General features: G+C 69.1%; 11 protein-coding genes and 1 riboswitch. Of the genes, 6 read left to right on the top strand and 5 right to left on the bottom strand.

Annotation, left to right across the window (positions count from 1 at the left end; translation table 11 throughout):
- Window positions 1–271 precede the first annotated feature (271 nt).
- The 3 genes from ABZS29_RS30555 to ABZS29_RS30565 all read left to right on the top strand — a co-directional run bounded on the left by ABZS29_RS30555 (window position 272) and on the right by ABZS29_RS30565 (window position 5,099).
- Window positions 272–778 (top strand): MerR family transcriptional regulator, encoded by a 507-nt coding sequence (locus tag ABZS29_RS30555; RefSeq protein ID WP_355467522.1) that lies wholly within the window; start codon window positions 272–274, stop codon window positions 776–778.
- A gap of 20 nt (window positions 779–798) precedes the next feature.
- Window positions 799–889: riboswitch (glycine riboswitch) on the top strand.
- A 75-nt stretch (window positions 890–964) separates the two neighbouring features.
- Window positions 965–3,796, top strand: a complete 2,832-nt coding sequence (gene gcvP, locus ABZS29_RS30560) for an aminomethyl-transferring glycine dehydrogenase (protein ID WP_355467083.1) — start codon at window positions 965–967, stop codon at window positions 3,794–3,796.
- Window position 3,797: 1 nt separating this feature from the next.
- Window positions 3,798–5,099, top strand: a complete 1,302-nt coding sequence (locus tag ABZS29_RS30565) for a serine hydrolase domain-containing protein (RefSeq protein ID WP_355467085.1) — start codon at window positions 3,798–3,800, stop codon at window positions 5,097–5,099.
- 25 nt (window positions 5,100–5,124) lie between these two features.
- Here ABZS29_RS30565 and ABZS29_RS30570 read toward each other — a convergent pair whose 3' ends face one another.
- Window positions 5,125–6,519: an amidase gene (locus ABZS29_RS30570; RefSeq protein ID WP_355467087.1), complete on the bottom strand. Its 1,395-nt coding sequence runs from the start codon at window positions 6,517–6,519 to the stop codon at window positions 5,125–5,127.
- A gap of 75 nt (window positions 6,520–6,594) precedes the next feature.
- Window positions 6,595–6,750, bottom strand: a complete 156-nt coding sequence (locus ABZS29_RS30575) for a hypothetical protein (RefSeq protein ID WP_355467089.1) — start codon at window positions 6,748–6,750, stop codon at window positions 6,595–6,597.
- Window positions 6,751–7,138: 388 nt separating this feature from the next.
- Between ABZS29_RS30575 and ABZS29_RS30580 the strand changes: the two genes are divergently transcribed.
- A complete protein-coding gene (locus tag ABZS29_RS30580; protein WP_355467090.1) occupies window positions 7,139–8,029 on the top strand; it encodes a hypothetical protein in 891 nt (296 codons plus the stop codon).
- A gap of 11 nt (window positions 8,030–8,040) precedes the next feature.
- Here ABZS29_RS30580 and ABZS29_RS30585 read toward each other — a convergent pair whose 3' ends face one another.
- Window positions 8,041–9,579 (bottom strand): PfkB family carbohydrate kinase, encoded by a 1,539-nt coding sequence (locus ABZS29_RS30585; RefSeq protein ID WP_355467092.1) that lies wholly within the window; start codon window positions 9,577–9,579, stop codon window positions 8,041–8,043.
- Between the two features lie 123 nt (window positions 9,580–9,702).
- Here ABZS29_RS30585 and ABZS29_RS30590 point away from each other — a divergent pair, with 123 nt between their 5' ends.
- Both ABZS29_RS30590 and ABZS29_RS30595 read left to right on the top strand, forming a co-directional pair.
- Window positions 9,703–10,371: a class I SAM-dependent methyltransferase gene (locus ABZS29_RS30590; protein ID WP_355467094.1), complete on the top strand. Its 669-nt coding sequence runs from the start codon at window positions 9,703–9,705 to the stop codon at window positions 10,369–10,371.
- 120 nt (window positions 10,372–10,491) lie between these two features.
- On the top strand, window positions 10,492–10,929 hold the full coding sequence (locus ABZS29_RS30595; protein WP_355467096.1) for a DUF805 domain-containing protein: 438 nt from the start codon (window positions 10,492–10,494) through the stop codon (window positions 10,927–10,929).
- A 55-nt stretch (window positions 10,930–10,984) separates the two neighbouring features.
- Here the strand turns inward: ABZS29_RS30595 and ABZS29_RS30600 are convergent, their stop codons facing one another.
- Window positions 10,985–12,391 carry a metallopeptidase TldD-related protein gene (locus tag ABZS29_RS30600; RefSeq protein ID WP_355467098.1) on the bottom strand — a complete coding sequence of 469 codons (1,407 nt, stop codon included), beginning with the start codon at window positions 12,389–12,391 and terminating at the stop codon, window positions 10,985–10,987.
- On the bottom strand, window positions 12,388–13,905 hold the full coding sequence (locus ABZS29_RS30605) for a TldD/PmbA family protein (RefSeq protein WP_355467100.1): 1,518 nt from the start codon (window positions 13,903–13,905) through the stop codon (window positions 12,388–12,390). The genes ABZS29_RS30600 and ABZS29_RS30605 overlap by 4 nt, the downstream gene beginning before the upstream one ends.
- Between the last annotated feature and the right edge of the window lie 50 nt (window positions 13,906–13,955).

Below are 13,955 nucleotides of genomic sequence, written 5' to 3' on the forward strand. Positions count from 1 at the left end.
GGGAAGGTAACGATTCGTGCGCGGGCCGCGACACGCTCCCGGCTCGGAGCGGGGGTCGTTGACCCTCCCAGGTCGGCGGCTTACCGTGAAGGAGTCGTGAGGTGCTGTTACTTCACGGTGATGGCTCGTTCCACTCGGTATCCAGGGAGGCTCAGGCGTGACACGCACCGGCGACACGGATCTGACGGCGCAGTCGACGTCCGAAGCACGCGCCGAGGCGGCCGCTACAGCCGGCGTTCAGGGCCTGCTCTTCGACGACGACCTGCGGCCGATGCCGGCCGATGTCGGGTTCCGTGGACCGACCGCCTGCGCCGCGGCGGGGATCACCTACCGTCAGCTCGACTACTGGGCGCGGACCGGGCTGGTCTCGCCGTCCGTCCGCCCGGCGACGGGTTCGGGCACGCAACGGTTGTACGGGTTCCGTGACGTCCTGTTGCTGAAGGTGATCAAGCGGCTGCTCGACGCCGGGATCTCGCTTCAGCAGATCCGGACCGCGATCGCCCACCTGAGCAAGCGCGGGATCGACGACCTGACCCAGATCACGCTGATGAGTGACGGCGCGTCGGTCTACATGTGCACCTCGCCGGACGAGGTGATCGATCTGCTGGCCGGTGGCCAGGGGGTCTTCGGCATCGCTCTCGGCGGTGTCTGGCGCGAGGTCGAGGGGTCGCTGTCCGAGCTGCCGACCGAGCGTGCCGACGGTCACGGCGAAGGCGACGACGAGGCGCACGCGAGTGACGAGCTCGCTGCCCGCCGCCGGGCCCGCATGACCGGCTGAGGTAGGCTCTACCCAGCCGTACACCGCACTCGGGAGAGACCCGTGCAATTCGGGCGCCGAAGGGGCAATTCCTCCCCGGAACCTCTCAGGCCCATGGACCGGGTGCGTCAGGCGACTCTGAAGCGTGCAGTGCATGCGTGACAGAGGGGGAGGCCCCCGGACGCGACTAGCAACGGAGCCTCTTTGATGACCGAAATTTCAGCAATCTTCGCCGACCGGCACATCGGGCCTCGGCCCGACGAGGTCGCGCGGATGGTCGAACTCCTCGGGTACGCCGATGTCGACGCGCTCGCGGACGCCGCCGTACCGGCCTCGATCCGGTCCACCGAGCCGCTGCGGCTGCCGGAACCGGCCTCCGAGGTCGACGCCCTCACCGAGCTGCGCCAGCTGGCGGCGCGCAACAACGTCGCCACCTCGATGATCGGCCAGGGCTACTACGGCACCTTCACGCCGTCGGTGATCGTCCGCCGCCTGGTCGAGAACCCGGCCTGGTACACGGCCTACACGCCGTACCAGCCGGAGATCTCGCAGGGCCGGCTCGAGGCGCTGCTGAACTTCCAGACCGTCGTGTCGGACCTGACCGGGCTGCCGACCGCGAACGCGTCGCTGCTCGACGAGGGCACCGCGGCCGCCGAGGCGATGACGCTGGCGCACCGCTCCAACCGCAAGAACAAGTCGGACCGCTTCCTGGTCGACGCCGACACCTTCGCGCAGACGATCGCGGTCGTGCAGACCCGCGCCGAGGCGCTCGGGATCGAGGTCGTCGTCGCCGACACCACCGACGGTCTGCCCGAGGGTGACTTCTTCGGCTTCCTGGTGCAGTACCCGGGCTCCGGCGGCGCTGTCCGCGACCTGAAGCCGCTGATCGCCGCCGCGCATGAGCGCGAGACGCTGGTTGCCGTCGCCTCCGACCTGCTCGCGTTGACGTTGCTCGAGGCACCGGGAGAGGCCGGGGCCGACATCGTCATCGGTTCGTCGCAGCGCTTCGGCGTCCCGCTCTTCTACGGCGGTCCGCACGCTGGCTTCATCTCGGTCCGCGCCGGTCTCGAGCGGTCGCTGCCCGGTCGGCTGGTCGGCGTCTCGGTCGACGCCGACGGCGCCCCGGCGTACCGGCTCGCGCTGCAGACGCGTGAGCAGCACATCCGTCGCGAGAAGGCGACGTCCAACATCTGTACGGCGCAGGTCCTGCTCGCCGTCGTCGCCTCCATGTACGCCGTGTACCACGGACCGGACGGGCTGAAGGCGATCGCCGGTCGTGTCCACGACTACGCGGGCAAGCTGGCCGCGTCGCTGCGCGCCGGTGGGGTCGAGGTCGTGCACGGCGACTTCTTCGACACCGTGCTGGCCCGCGTTCCGGGCGCCGCCGCGGATGTTGTCGACGCCGCCCGGCAGAACGGGATCTGGCTGCGCCAGGTCGACGCCGACCACGTCGGCATCTCCTGCGACGAGAAGACCGATGCCGCCGCGCTGACCCGCGTCTGCCAGTCCTTCGGCGTCCAGTACGACGACACGCTGGCCGCGCCGGCGATCGCCGCACCGCGGAGCTCGGAGTACCTGACGCACCCGGTCTTCAACACGCACCGGTCCGAGACGGCGATGCTGCGCTACCTGCGCAAGCTGTCCGACAAGGACTACGCGCTCGACCGCGGCATGATCCCGCTCGGCTCCTGCACGATGAAGCTGAACGCGACCACCGAGATGGAAGCGGTCACCTGGCCCGAGTTCGCCGACATGCACCCGCTGGCGCCGATCGAGGACGCGGCCGGGTACGTGAAGCTGATCGGTCAGCTGGAGCGCTGGCTGGCCGAGGTGACCGGCTACGCGAAGGTCTCCATCCAGCCGAACGCCGGCTCCCAGGGTGAGCTCGCCGGACTGCTCGCGATCCGCGGCTACCACCGGGCCCAGGGCAACGAGGACCGCAACGTCTGCCTGATCCCGGCGTCGGCGCACGGCACCAACGCCGCGTCCGCCGTGATGGCCGGGATGAAGGTTGTCGTTGTCAAGGGCAACGATGACGGCACGATCGACCTGGACGACCTGCGCAGCAAGGCGTCTGAGCACGCCGAGAAGCTGGCCGCGATCATGATCACCTACCCGTCCACCCACGGGGTGTACGAGGAGAGCGTGACCGAGGTCTGCCGGATCGTCCACGACCACGGCGGCCAGGTGTACGTCGACGGCGCCAACCTGAACGCGTTGCTCGGCCTCGCGAAGCCGGGGCAGTTCGGCGGCGACGTGAGCCACCTGAACCTGCACAAGACCTTCTGCATCCCGCACGGCGGCGGTGGCCCGGGCGTCGGCCCGGTCGCGGTCGCCGCGCACCTGGCGCCGTACCTGCCGAACCACCCGCTGCTCGACCAGGCCGGCCCGGCGTCCGGTGTCGGCCCGATCAGCGCGGCGCCGTTCGGCTCGGCCGGTGTGCTGGCGATCTCGTGGGCCTACATCCGGATGATGGGCGCCGAGGGCCTGACCGCGGCGACCAAGGCCGCCGTACTGACCGCGAACTACGTCGCCAAGCGGCTCGAGGGCGCCTTCCCGGTGCTCTACACCGGTGAGAACGGCCTGGTCGCGCACGAGTGCATCCTCGACCTGCGGCCGATGACCAAGGAGACCGGCATCACCGTCGACGACGTCGCCAAGCGGCTGGTCGACTACGGCTTCCACGCGCCGACGATGTCCTTCCCGGTGGCCGGCACGCTGATGGTCGAGCCCACGGAATCCGAAGATCTCGGCGAGCTCGACCGGTTCTGCGACGCGATGATCGCGATCCGGCACGAGATCGACCGGGTCGCCGCGAACGAGTGGCCGGCCGGCGACAACCCGCTGGTCAACGCGCCGCACACCGCGGCGTCGGTGATCAACGACAAGTGGGAGCACGCCTACACCCGCGAGGAGGCGGCCTTCCCGCAGTCGGTCGACCGCGCCTCGAAGTACTGGCCGCCGGTGCGCCGCATCGACGGCGCCTACGGCGACCGCAACCTGATCTGCTCCTGCCCGTCGCCGGAGGCCTTCGAATAAGGTGACCGACGTACGCGCTGACACCGCCGCTGCTCTGCTCGCCGATCTCGCAGCCGCCCAGGGTGAAACCAAGGTGCCGTCCCTGACCGCTGGCGTGGTGCGGGACGGCGAGCTGGTGTGGACCGGCGCGCGCGGCCGGTTCGCTGATGCGGCCGGCCTGGCGCCGGGGCCGAACGTGCAGTACCGGATCGGGTCGATCACGAAGACGCTGACGGCGGTGCTGGTGATGCAGTGCCGCGACGACGGGTTGCTCGCGCTGAATGATGCCGTGGGCAAGCACTTGCCCGGGATCGCGTTCGGGGACCGGACCGTTCGGCACCTGCTCGCGCACAGTGGTGGGATGAACGCTGAGCCTGAGGGCCCTTGGTGGGAACGCAATCCGGGGGTTTCGTTCGACGAGCTGGTCGCGGCGATGGACGAGTCGCACGCGACCGGCCCGGCCGATCGGCGGCACCACTACTCGAATCTCGGCTATGCGTTGCTGGCCGAGATCGTGGCGCGGTTGCGCGGCGAATCCTGGCTAGACCTGGTACAGCGCCGCATTCTCGATCCGCTGGAGATGGGCCGTACGTCGTACTTCCCGTTCGGGGCGGCCGCGCAGGGGTATTCGGTGCATCCGTTCAGTGGACAGCTGATCGAGGAACCGGCGTACGACTCGGGCGCGATGGCGCCGGCCGGACAGTTATGGAGCACGGTCGAGGACCTGGCGAAGTACGCGAGCTTCTGGATCGACCCGGTCAGTGAGGTGCTCAGTCGCGACACGATCGACGAGATGGCTGCGCCGGCGGCCGCGGATCCGCGGGAGGCGCTGACCGCGTCGTACGGGCTCGGGCTGCGGTTGATTGCCGACGACCCCTATCTGCTGGCCGGGCACACCGGCTCGATGCCGGGCTTCCTGGCCGGGCTGTTCGTCGACCGGGTACGGCGGATCGGCGCGGTCACGCTCGGGAACGCGACGTACGGGAAGGTCGCCTCGCTGGCGACGGACCTGATCGGAACGCTGGTCCGGCACGAGCCGGTGCTCACTCGGGAGTGGGTGCCGGAGCCGCAGCTCGAGCAGGGCAACGACCTGCTCGGCCACTGGTACTGGGGAAACACACCGCTCACCATCGTGGTCAGCGGCGGCATCCTGCAGATGACGGGCGCGATGAGCTGCCGCTTCACCCCGATCGGGGCCGATCTCTATCAGGGGCGCGACGGGTACTTCGCCGGGGAGCGGCTGCGCGTCATCCGCACCGCCGGTGCCATCGACCACCTGAACATCGCGACCTTCGTGCTCACCCGGACGCCGTACGGGGAGTGATGTGACCTCAAGATCCCGAACCCGCTCACGGCGTGACGGGCGGTCCGTGCCGCCAGAGTTGAACCTCCTCGTCGATCAGGACGCCGAGGCTGACCAGCTCGGCCTCACGCTCCGGGAGACCAGCCAGCGACAGTCCGGCGGGCAGGCCGCGGTTGTCGAAGCCTGCCGGCACACTGAGCGCCGGGAAGTCGGCGATCGACCACGGGACCGACAGTCGGATCCGCGGACCCTTCGGCGGCCTGTTGGGGTCGATCAGCGGCGGTGCGGCGTCGATGGTCGGATGGGCGATCGCATCCAGCCGGAGTGTGGTCATAATCGTCCGCCAGTCGGTCGCCCACTGCGTGCGGAGCCGGAGCGCCTCGGCATATCGTTCCGGGCTGACCTGCTCGCCTTTGCGGACCCGCTCGCGGACCTGTGGTGTGTAGAGGTGGCTGTGGAGAACCAGAGCGTCGTGAATCTGGTGTGCTTCGCTTCCGTTCACGGTGTCGAAGACGCCGGTCGACTGCTCCAGCACGACTGTGGCGTTCGGCGGCTGGGCGATGTCGACCAGTTCGGCGCCCTGCGCGACCAGTACGTCGAGGGCTTCGCGACAGACTCCTGCGATCCGGTCGTCGACCGAGTTCCACGACATCGCGGTGGGCAGTCCGATGCGGACGCCGGTCAGGTCGCGAGGAGGTTCGAGCGGGTACGCCGGAATCGGTTCGTGCCGTGATGCCGGATCGCGGGGATCCGCTCCGGCGAGGACCCGCATCAGGATCGAGATGTCGAGCATCCGGCGCGCCATCGGCCCGGCCACGTCGAAGGTCGGGCTGAGCGGGATCACGCCGAAACGGGAGATCCGGCCGCGCGCGCTGCGGAGCGTGCTGACGCCGCAGGCCGCGGCGGGGATGCGCAATGAGCCACCGGTGTCGGTGCCGGTCGCGACTGGCACCATCCGGCTGGCCAGCGCGGCCGCGGATCCGCCGGACGAACCGCCTGGCGTCCGCCGCAGGTCCCAAGGGTTGGCGGTCGGCGAGGACGCCGTACCGTACGCGAACTCGTGCGTCGTGGTCTTGCCGAGCATGCCGGCGCCCGCGGCCGCCAGCCGCTCCCAAACGGCCGCATCCTCTGCCGGGACGTAGCCGGCCAGCACCTGGCTGCCCGCGGTCGTCAGTACGCCTTTGGTCAGGAAGACATCCTTGAGAGCCACCGGTACGCCGGCCAGTGCGCCGATCGGTTCGCCCGCGGCCCGGGCCTGATCGGCGCGCCGGGCGGCGTCCTGGGCGAGCTCGGGGGTGTGGGTGATGAAGGCACGGACGGCCGGTTCGGTTCGTTCGATCCGCCGCAGGCAATCGGCCAGCAGTTCGCGTGCCGAAAGTTTCCGTTCCGTCAGCAAATGCAGCAGCTCGGTCAGACTGAGATCGGCAGCGGAATCACTCACAGGTGTGAGCCTACGAAAAATACCCGCCCGGCGAATCCCGGGCGGGTGTCGAGGTGCCGGCAGTGCGCCGGTGCGCTAGTGCCCCATCGCGGTGGCGACGTTGTAGAGACCGAAGCAGAAGACGGTCACCACGCCGAAGAGCAGGATGAACAGGATCTGTTTCCAGAAGGAAATCAGGAGGACCGCACTGGCGAGTACCACGACGGTCGCGATAAATTCGTTCGGAGACATGGTGATCCCTCTCTTCCTACGTTCACTTCCTTCGGATCTGCTGCTGGTTACGCTTTCAGTGAACGCGACGACAAACGGTTGTCAATCCATTTGGATTGGCATCGCCTGCTTTGTCTGGACATGATTTTGGCAAGCCCGTTGTGATACCAGCGGACACCGGTGCGTACCGGTTCGGCCATTTGGCACCCCGGCGCTGCCAGATGGCAGCCGCCGCCGCGACACGCCGCCAAAACCGGTGGGTTTGGAACGTTGTGGCGCCAGTGCGGCGATCCGCTAGCATTCGGCTGTGGTGATGAATGCCGCGGAACCGGCCCCGTGTCCGGTCCGGCCGCGGCCGACGGCTCCCGCGGTACCGGTCCGGCAGTCTCCGGTCACTGCTCTCCGGCCCGTGCGTGCGCGACTTTCGCTGGATGATTGCCGAGGGCATGCTCCGGAGTTCGCGGCGCTGCTGGCCGCCGCTGCCGGGCGCTACGGCGTCCCGAGCCGGGCCCTGATGGTGCGCACACTGCTCCATCTCCCGCGCCTCGCCCGGCCCGACGGATCGATCGGGGAAAACCAGTTGGTCGCCGAACTGCGCCGCAATGCGGAACGTTTGCGGCGCGATCAGCAGCAGGTCCAGGGACTCGTTTCGAAGAATGAGTTCGAGCTTTCCGCGCTGCGGTTCGTGCGGTTCGGGAATGCCGAGGCGGACCGGATCTTCAGCACTTTGCATTACCTGCGAAGCGCCCGGGCCGGCTCGTTGAACTTCGCTCTGGTCGACCCGGTGCATCGTCTGCCGGTGACCTTGTGCAGCGTTTCACCGTTGGAATGGATGCGGGTCGGCCGGCAACTCGAGTTCCAGTTCGGGGTGCCGATGGACGCGGCCTGGGACGTCTCCCGGGTGTATTCGTTCGACGTGGCCCCGGTGAATGCGATCTCGTACCTGCTGGCCAGGGTCAGGCAGACGGTCCGCCGCGAACTGCCCTCGGCTCAGGTGCTGACCACGGCGGTCGACCCGAACCTCGGGTTCGTCGGCTCCAGTTACCGCGCGGCGAACTGGCAGCAGTGGATGTCGATCCAGGCCCGTCCCTACCTGTATGTCGACGGCCTGTACGCCACCCCGCGGCAACTCCGGACCCGGTTCGGTGGCGCGAACCTGGCGGCCCTGCGGGCGAGTAACCCCCGCGGCCGGTTCGAGCAGAGCCGCGCGACGCTGACCGACTCACTGATCTTCTGCTGCCGAGTACGCGGTGAGACCGAAGCCGTCCCGGAGGCTGATCGGCGTCGGCTGCGTCGCTGAGGCCGCCGGACCTACAACTGCCCGTCGACACTGAACGGTGAGCGGGCGAGCAGCGTCTCGATCCGCTGCCGGTCGGGCATCGAGTTCGACAGCGGGAAGTCGGCGGCCGCGCACGACATCGCCGCGGCCGCCCACAGTGCGACCTGCCCGGAGAACCTGCTGTCGTTGTCGAGCAGCCGGGCCGCGAGCGCCGCACAGAACGCGTCCCGGGCCGCCGACGACTCCTTGTAGATCGACGGAATCGTCGGCACGCTCAGCACGTCGTGGGCCGGGCCCGAGTAGATCGTGCAGCCGCCGTTCACCAGCAGGCACAGGGTTTCGACGCCGACGGCGAGCAGGTTCCGGGCGACCGGATCGGGATCGAACGGCCCGGAGCCGTGCGCGACGAAGTGGCCGATCTCCCACGGGTGGGCGACCAGGTAGTCGATGCGTGGGAAGGAGTCCCGCGAGATCCGTTCGTCGACGTACGGCTGGCCGGGGGTGACGATCACCAGCGGACGGTTTCCGGGGTCGCGGTGCGCCAGCGCGAGGGTGTGCTGCATCGTCTCGCGCGGGACCTCGAAGGTCATCAGCAGCGCGTCGCAGCCGGTGATCTGGTCGGCCCGTTCGTCCATGTCTTCGGTGGACAGGTAGACCTCGGCCTGGTTGCGCCAGTTCACCGCGATGCTGTCGCCGAGCTCCTTCTCGAAGACCCCGGTGAACGGAGTCCGACGGCCGCGGATCCGCTTGATCAGCGACGTGTCGATGCCTTCGTTGCGCAGGTACTGCAGGATCTCGTCACCGAACCGGTCGTCGGTGACCGCGGCGATCAGCGAGGTCTGCAGACCCAGCCGGGCGGCCGCGACCGCCTGGGTCAGCCCCTTGCCGCCGGGGGAGAGATCGAAGCCGTAGGCCTCACTCGACGTCTCCGGGCCCGGCACGGACTTGATCCGGAACGTGGCGTCCATCACGGCTCCGCCGACCACGATCACCCGGCCGGACGATGGGGCGTCGGGCGTCGGCTCCGCCCCGTCCAGCAGCACCATGGCCCGCGAGCCGACCGAGTAGATGTCGCGGCGCACCAACTGGTTCGCCAGCTCACGCAGTACGGCGGGCTCCGTCGTACCGCGGAGTGCGCGGTCGCTCGGGGGTTCGCCGGGCGCGTGGCCGAGGGCTTCGTGCAGGCGGCGCCAGTTGTTCAGAAGGGTCTCGCGGCGGCGGCCGAGCGACGTGCTGTAGAGACCACGAGTGATGCGGTCGTCGAGGCCGGCGTGGCTGTGCACCTCGGCGTACAGACCCAGCGCGAGGATCGCGTCGGCGACCAGTTGCTGGCTGCCGTGCAGGTCGTCGCGGACGCAGCTCGCCACGAGGTCGAAGGCGGCCGTCGGCGGGTCGACATCGTGCACGCTGGCGAACCGTCGGGTCGCGGCGAGATCGAGCAACGGTGCGGCGATCCCCAGACGGCCGGCGGTGAGGCGGGCGACGGTGAGACCGTCGTGGGTGCGGAGCTTCTCGAGCACGCTGGCGAGCAGCAGCACGTCAGCCGGCTGCTTGTCGCTGCGGTTCGTCATGCGGCTCCCGGGGTCGCGAAGCTCTCCGAACCAAGTATGGCGGGCTCAGCTGGTTTTCCGCACTGTAGGCTGGCGCGGTCTGCCGATCGTCCAGACCGGCGAGACGACCACGGGGAGCACTACATGAACACTGGACACGTCGAGCTCGCACGGGCTCAGCAGGAACGGTGGGAGTCCGCTTACGCGCGGCATCCGCACCTGCACGGAGCGGAACCATCGGTGGCGGCCCGCTGGGCAGCGGAGACGTTCGGGGCCGCAGGCATCGATGACGTTCTCGAGCTCGGCTCGGGACATGGGCGGGACGCGCTCTTCCTGGCACGGCAGGGATTCAGCGTGCACGCCACCGACTTCAGCGAGGCCGCCCTCGACCAGCTGCGGCACCAGGCACAGCGCGAAGGTCTCGACGACAGCGTCACCGCCGCCCTGCACGACGTCCGCGATCCGCTGCCACCGGCCGACGCCACCGTCAACGCCGTCTTCGCGAACCTGCTGCTGAACATGGCCTTCACCGCCGACGAGCTCCGCGGCCTGGTCGGCGAGATCCACCGCGTCCTCCGGCCCGGCGGCCTGTTCGTGTACGCCGTCTGGTCCGCCGACGACCCGTGTGCGGCGAACTGGCAGGAGCTGGGCGACGGTCTCTCCGTCTACGACGGCTTCGCGGGGCGTTTCTTCGACCGTCCGCAGCTGGACGAGCTCACCGCCGGATGGCAGTCGATCGACACCACGCCGTACGCCGAAGGCCCGAAACCGCACCGGATGTGGCGGGTCACGGTCGCGAAAAGGTCAAGTTAGCTCGAACTGCGGCGCGCCACGTTGCAGTCTGATCACCAACCCGACACGGTGCATTGACGATGCCGGACAGCTCCGACAGGCTCTGTCCGCGCCTCACCTTCTCATCATCGGAGAGCAGTAATGCACTGGTTCACAGATGTGATCACCAAGCGGTACGCGCAGTTCAGTGGTCGCGCTCGCCGCAAAGAGTTCTGGATGTTCACCCTTTTCAGCGCGGTGATCTCGATCATCCTGAGCATTCTGGATCGGATCCTCGGCCTGGACTTCACGAGCAACGGGGTCAGCAGCGGCGGCTGGCTGCAGACGATCTACGGCCTGGCGGTGCTGGTGCCGTCGCTCGCGGTGGCAATCCGGCGGTTGCACGACGGCGGCCGCAGCGGCTGGTGGATCCTGATCAACCTGATCCCCTGTATCGGCTGGATCTGGTACATCGTCCTGCAGGCGCAGGAGGGTAACCAGGGCGACAACCAGTACGGTCCGGACCCGAAGGCGGCCGAGCGCGGCGCGGGCTTCGGCGGACCGGCTGGTCCGGCCGAGCCGGGCTACCCGACGGTCTGACGTTGGTCAGAACGCCCCGCGAACCTGACAAGGGTTCGCGGGGCGTTCTCGTTGTTCAGCTGGCCTGGCTGACGCTGGACATGTTGAAGTCCGGGATCAGCAACGGCGGCGTCGCCGTCCGGGAGAAGTCGTCGCCCCACTCCCGGGAGAACGACGGCACGGTCGCGCCGGCCGCGCCGATCCTCGAGAGCAGGTCGACCGGGCTCTCGTTGAAGCGGAAGTTGTTGACCGCACCGGTGACCTCGCCGTTCTCGACCAGGTAGACGCCGTCGCGGGTGAGGCCGGTCAGCAGCGAGGTCTGTGGGTCGACCATCCGGATGTACCACAAGCAGGTCAGCAGCAGGCCGTTCTCCAGGCCGGCGACCAGGTCGTCCGTCGTACCGGACGCGCCGTCCACCGACAGCACGTAGTTGTCGATCGCCGGAGTGGCCGTGGGGGCGCCGATCACGTCGGCCGTGTGCCGGCTCGTCATCAGCGTCTCGAGCTTGCCGTCGCGGATCCAGTCGGTCGCGGAGAGCGTGAGGCCGTTGTCGAACACGCTCGCCGACCCACCCGAGGAGCGCGCGACCGCGAACGGGAAGGTCTCCAGACCGGGCAGATTCGGGTCTGACCGCAATTGCACCGGCTTTGTCGACAGGGTCTCGCCGATCCGCGTGCCGCCGGACGGCTTCGCGAACACACTGCGTCCCTCGAACGCTTGCCGACCGTCCAACTGCCAGAACAGGTACGTCGTCAGGTCCGCGACCGCAGCGGGCGGCAGAACGGTCGCGTGCCGACCGGGGTCGACGGCAACGGTCCGGGACGCCCAACCCAGCCGCCGAGTGAGCTCGGCGTCGAGTGCCAACGGGTCGATATCGCTGAAGTCGCGGGTGGCCGCGCCGGCCCAGGCGGACTGGCTCAGGTCGCCGGACTTGCCGGTGGCGCTGACGAAACCGCGCGGCAGGGCCTGCCGGACGCGCAGTCCGGCGGAGGAACCGACGTACAGGGTGACGACCTCGTGGTCGGCGAAACCGTAGAGCCAGCGGCTCTCGCTGGTCGCCCGCCGCAGGGTCTCGCCGAGCGCGGGCGCGAACTTCTCGTAGACGGTGACCGAGGTCTCGGCCGGCTCCTCGTCCCAGTCCGGGCTCGTGGCGCCGTCGATCAGCGGCCGCGCGTCGTCGGCCGGCGCGGCCGCCCGCGCCGTCGCCACCGCAGCCGCGACCTGCTCGCCCAGCGACTCGTCGGTGACCGCGGACCGGCTGATCACGCCGGTCGCAGTCCCTTCGCCCGCGCCGACCGTGGCGATCACGGTGACGTGCGAGCCGCGCATGGAGCCGTTGGTGGTCAGGGTGTTGTTGGCCCAGCGCAGGTTCGCGCTGGAGGTCTCGGCGACGATGACCACGCAGCCGTCGGCGCCTGCGGCCGCGGCGAGGGCGAGCCCGCGCTCGACGGTGTCCTGCGGGGTGAGCTGAATGGCGGTCACCGACCGGCCTCCTGCGTGGTGTTGAGAATGCGGACGCCCCGGAACAGGGCGGACGGGCAACCGTGGCTGACGGCGCCGGACTGCGCGGGCTGGGCCTTGCCACAGTTCAGCGCGCCGTGCAGGACGTACGTCTGCGGACCGCCGACGGCCTCCATCGAACCCCAGAAGTCGGTCGTGGTGGCCTGGTAGGCGATGTCGCGCAGCTGGCCGTCCAGCTTGCCATTGGTGATCTTGTAGAACCGCTGACCGGTGAACTGGAAGTTGTACCGCTGCATGTCGATCGACCAGGACTTGTCGCCGACGATGTAGATCCCGTTCTCGACCCGGCTGATCAGCTCCTCGGTGGAGGGACCGCCTTCCGCCGGTTGCAACGACACGTTGGCCATCCGCTGGATCGGGATGTGCCCGGACGAGTCGGCGTACGCACAGCCGTTGGAGCGGCTGGTACCGAGGAGCTCCTCGTTCACCTTCGCCATCCGGCGGTCGACCTGGTACCCGACCAGTACGCCGTCCTTCACCAGGTCCCACTGCTGACCGGCGACGCCCTCGTCGTCGTACCCGACCGTCGACAGGCCGTGCTCGGCGGTCCGGTCACCGGTGACGTGCATGACCGGCGAACCGTACTTGAGGTTGCCGAGCTTGTCGGTCGTCGCGAAGCTCGTACCGGCGTAGTTGGCCTCGTAGCCGAGTGCACGGTCCAGCTCGGTCGCGTGGCCGATCGACTCGTGGATCGTGAGCCACAGGTTGGTCGGGTCGATCACGAGGTCGTAGACACCGGCCTCGACACTCGGCGCGACCATCTTCTCGGCCAGCCAGCCCGGGATCTGCGCGAGCTCGGCGTCCCAGTCCCAGCCGGTGCCGGTCAGGTACTCCCAGCCGCGGCCGACCGGCGGCGCGCAGCTGGCCATCGAGTCGAACCGGCCGGTCTCGGCGTCGACCGCGAAGGCCGTGATGTCCGGCCCGATCCGCACGCGCTGCTGTGTGTACGACGTACCTTCGGTGTTCGCGTAGAACTTGCACTCGTGCACGGAGGCGACGTGGACGCTCACGTGCGCGACGCCGTCGGCCTTGAGCAGCCGGTCGCTGTAGTCGGTCAGCAGCGCGACCTTCTCGCTCCGCGGCACGCTGAACGGATCGATCTCGTACGACGAGACCCAGGTGACGTCGTCGTACACCGGCTCGTCGGCGAGCTCGATCGGCTCCGCGTTGATCGGCCGCGACACCTGCGCCATGTGCACGGCCGCCTCGGCGACCTGCACGGCCGCATCGGTCGTCAGCGCCACTCCGGCCGCGAATCCCCAGGTGCCGTCGTGGACGACGCGGACGGCGAGCCCGAGGTCCTCACCGTCGCTCGCACTCTCCAGCACGCTGTCGCGGAGCGCGATCGACTCCGACCGGATCCGCTCGAGGCGGAACTCGGCGAACGAGGCTCCGAGATCGCGGGCCCGCTGCAAGGCGGCCTCCGCGAGCTCGTGCCGGGGAAGGGCGAGGAAGGATTCATCGATGTCTGGCACGAAACCGACCTTATACAGGGGAACCGACAGACCGGCTGCGGTGTAGTGAC

Source organism: Kribbella sp. NPDC005582 (assembly GCF_040605415.1).
In the GTDB taxonomy this organism is placed as follows: domain Bacteria; phylum Actinomycetota; class Actinomycetes; order Propionibacteriales; family Kribbellaceae; genus Kribbella.